Below are 3,416 nucleotides of genomic sequence, written 5' to 3'. Positions count from 1 at the left end.
AAGCTCGTCAGCCGCGTCCGCAGCCGCCTGGGCGCCGAACTCCCCGTCCGTGCCCTCTTCGAAGCACCGACGGTCGCCGCCCTGGTGGACCGCCTGGACACTTCGGCCAAGGTCAGACCGGCGCTCGTGCGCAGGCCCCGGCCGGAAGGAGCCGTCAAGCCATGACCCCCCTCTCCTTCGCCCAGCGGCGGCTGTGGTTCCTGCACCGGCTGGAGGGCCCGGCCTACAACATGCCGTGGACCCTGCGGTTCCGCGGCGAGCTGGACGTGGACGCGCTGCGCGCGGCGCTGGCCGACGTGGTCGCGCGGCACGAGGCGCTGCGCACGGTGTTCCCCGAGCGGGACGGCGAGCCGTACCAGCTCATCCTGGCCCCCGAGGAGGCCGCGCCGGCGTTGGAGGTGATCGAGGCCACCGAGCATGACCTGCCCGAGCTGCTGGAACGCGCCGCCCGGCACCGCTTCGACCTCGGCGGCGAGCCGCTGGTGCGGACGCACCTGTTCACGCTCGGCCCGCGCGAGCACGTGCTGATGGTGCTCATGCACCACATCGTGTGCGACGGCTGGTCCTTCGCGCCGCTGTCCCGTGACCTGATGGCGGCGTACGAGGCGCGCAGCCTCGGGGAACGGCCGGTCCTCCCCGAGCTGCCGGTGCAGTACGTCGACTACGCCCTCTGGCAGCGCGAGCTGCTGGGTGACGCCGGCGATCCCGACAGCGTGCTGGCACGTCAGACCGCCTACTGGCGTGAGCGGCTCGCCGGGCTGCCCGAGCAGATCCAGCTCCCCGCCGACCGCCCTCGGCCCACGGTGGCCTCCTACCGGGGGGAACTGCTGACCGCCCGGTGGGACGCCGGACTGCACGACGGCCTGCTCGATCTCGCCCGCGAGTCGGGGACCAGCCTGTTCATGGTCCTGCAGGCGGGGGTGGCCGCCCTGCTGACCCGGATGGGCGCCGGGACCGACGTGCCGATCGGGGTGCCGATCGCCGGGCGTACCGACGAGGCCCTGGACGACCTGGTGGGCTTCTTCGTCAACACCCTGGTGTTCAGGAACGACACCTCCGGCGAACCGTCGTTCCGCGACCTGCTGGGCCGGGTCCGGGAGACCGCGCTCGGCGCGTACGCCAACCAGGACGTGCCGTTCGAGTACCTGGTGGAGGTGCTCAACCCGGCCAGGTCCGCCGCTCACCATCCGCTGTTCCAGGTGCTGCTCGTCGTGCAGAACTCGCCCGACGACGCGCTGCGCCTCAAGGACCTCGAACTCTCGCCGATCGTCGTGCCCACCGGCACCGCCCGCTTCGACCTGATGTTCAGCATCACCCACAGCTCGGACGGCGCCCGGTCGGGGCTGACCGTGGGCGTCGAGTACAGCACCGACCTGTTCGACCGGGCGACGGTCGAGACGCTGGTGGAGCGGTTGCGGCGTCTGCTGGTGGCGGCGGTGGCCGATCCGGGGCGGCGGTTGGGTGCGCTGGAGGTGCTGGATCCGGTCGAGCGTGAGGTTCTGCTGGGTGAGTGGAATGACACGCGGGTGCCGGTGGAGTCGCGGACGGTGCCGGATCTGCTGGCGGATGCCGTGGCGCGGACGCCGGGTGCGGTGGCGGTGGTCGGCGCGGAGGGCGAGGTGTCGTTCGCGGAGCTGGCCGGGCGGGTGAACCGGTTGGCGCGGGTGCTGGTCGAGCATGGTGCGGGGCCTGAGCGGGTGGTGGCGGTCGTGGTGCCGCGCTCGGTGGAGATGGTCGTGGCTCTGTTGGCGGTGGTCACGTCGGGTGCGGCGTATCTGCCGATGGATCCGGATCATCCGGTGGACCGGCTGGGTCACATGCTCGACGACGCGAACCCGGTGGCGGTGGTGACGACCGCTTCGGTGGTCGGCCGGCTGCCCGGTCACCGGGCCGATCGGCTGCTGGTGCTGGACGATCCGCGGATGGTGTCCCGGCTGGCCGAGGTCTCGCCCGCGACGGTCACCGACGCCGATCGGACGAGTGTGCTGCGGCCGGAGCATCCGTTCTACCTGGTCTATACGTCCGGCTCGACCGGCCGGCCCAAGGGGGTGCTGATCCTGGGGCGGGCTGTGGTGAGTGTCGTGAAGTGGCATGTGCGGGCGTATGCGGATGGTGTGGGGCGTCGGGTGGGGCAGTTCGCGTCGCTGGGGTTCGATGTGGCGGCGCAGGAGATCTTGTCGGCGTTGCTGGGTGGCCGGGTGCTGGTGGTGCCGGATGAGGGGACGCGCCGGGATCCGGTGTTGCTGGCGCGGTGGATGGCTGTTCATGGGGTGGGGGAGGTGTTCGCGCCGAGTTTGGCGGTGAACGCGTTGTTCGAGGCGGCGGCGGGTGTGGGGGTGGATCTGCCGTTGGTGGAGGTGTTCCAGGCCGGTGAGGCTTTGGTGCCGAATGTGGCGTTGCGTGCGGGGATGGGGCGTGCGGGGCGTCGGCTGTCGAACCAGTACGGGCCGACCGAGACGCAGTTGGTGACGGCTTTCCCGTTGGGGGAGGACGCCGGGGAGTGGCCCTCGCCGGTGCCGATCGGTGGTCCGATCGACAACGTGCGGGTCTATGTCCTGGATCCGGGTCTGGGGTTGGTGCCGCCGGGTGCCACGGGTGAGTTGTACGTGGCGGGTGTCGGGTTGGCGCGGGGGTATGCGGGCCGGCCGGGGTTGACGGCGGAGCGCTTCGTGGCGGATCCGTTCGGTCCGGCGGGGTCGCGGATGTATCGGACCGGGGATGTGGTGCGGTGGAACCGGGCCGGGGTTTTGGAGTTCGTGGGCCGGGTCGATGACCAGGTCAAGGTGCGTGGGTTCCGGGTGGAGCCGGGCGAGGTGGTGGCCGCGCTGTCGGCGCACCCGGCGGTCGGTCAGGCGGCGGTGGTGCCCTGGCAGGGCCCGGACGGCCTGGCCCGCCTGGTCGCCTACATCGTCCCCGCCGGAGAGACCGCACCCGACGCCGCCTCCGCCAACGGTCACGGCCGGATCAACGGCCACCAGGGGTCGGCCACCGGCCAGGCGGCGGCGAACGGGCAGAAGCCGGCGGATGACCAGGACCCGGACGACGACCAGGAGCCGGGCGATGGCCACGGGTCGGTGAACGGCGACGGATGGGCGGACGACGAGGGGCGAGATCGCTCCGGTGCGGTCGCCGCCGATACCGGCCTGGACGGGCAGGTGGTGCGGGCGTTCGTGCGGGAGCGGTTGCCGGAGTTCATGGTGCCGTCGGTGGTGATGGTGGTCGATCGGTTGCCGTTGACGTTGAACGGGAAGCTGGATCGGGCGGCGTTGCCGGTTCCGGCGTGGGAGGGCGGCGGTGGACGCGGCCCGCGCGGGGAGCGCGAGGAAGTGCTCTGCGAGTTGTTCTCCCAGGTGCTGGGGGTCGAGCAGGTCGGCATCGACGACGACTTCTTCGACCTGGGCGGCCACTCACTGCTC

The 3,416-nt window shown here is 71.8% G+C and carries 2 protein-coding genes; both read left to right on the top strand.

All coding sequences use genetic code 11. From position 1 onward, the window contains the following. Positions 1–165 (top strand): phosphopantetheine-binding protein (locus tag IEY93_RS39910; protein WP_373291561.1); only part of this gene is annotated, 165 nt, incomplete at its 5' end. Further along, positions 162–3,416: non-ribosomal peptide synthetase (locus tag IEY93_RS37215; protein ID WP_268241612.1), on the top strand; the 3,255-nt coding region annotated here is incomplete at its 3' end. The genes IEY93_RS39910 and IEY93_RS37215, both read left to right, overlap by 4 nt.

The organism is Sphaerisporangium melleum (assembly GCF_014646695.1).
Classification (GTDB): Bacteria; Actinomycetota; Actinomycetes; order Streptosporangiales; family Streptosporangiaceae; genus Sphaerisporangium; species Sphaerisporangium melleum.
Note: the sequence above shows the minus strand (reverse complement) of the source record. Positions and strands in the feature narration are given on the sequence as shown.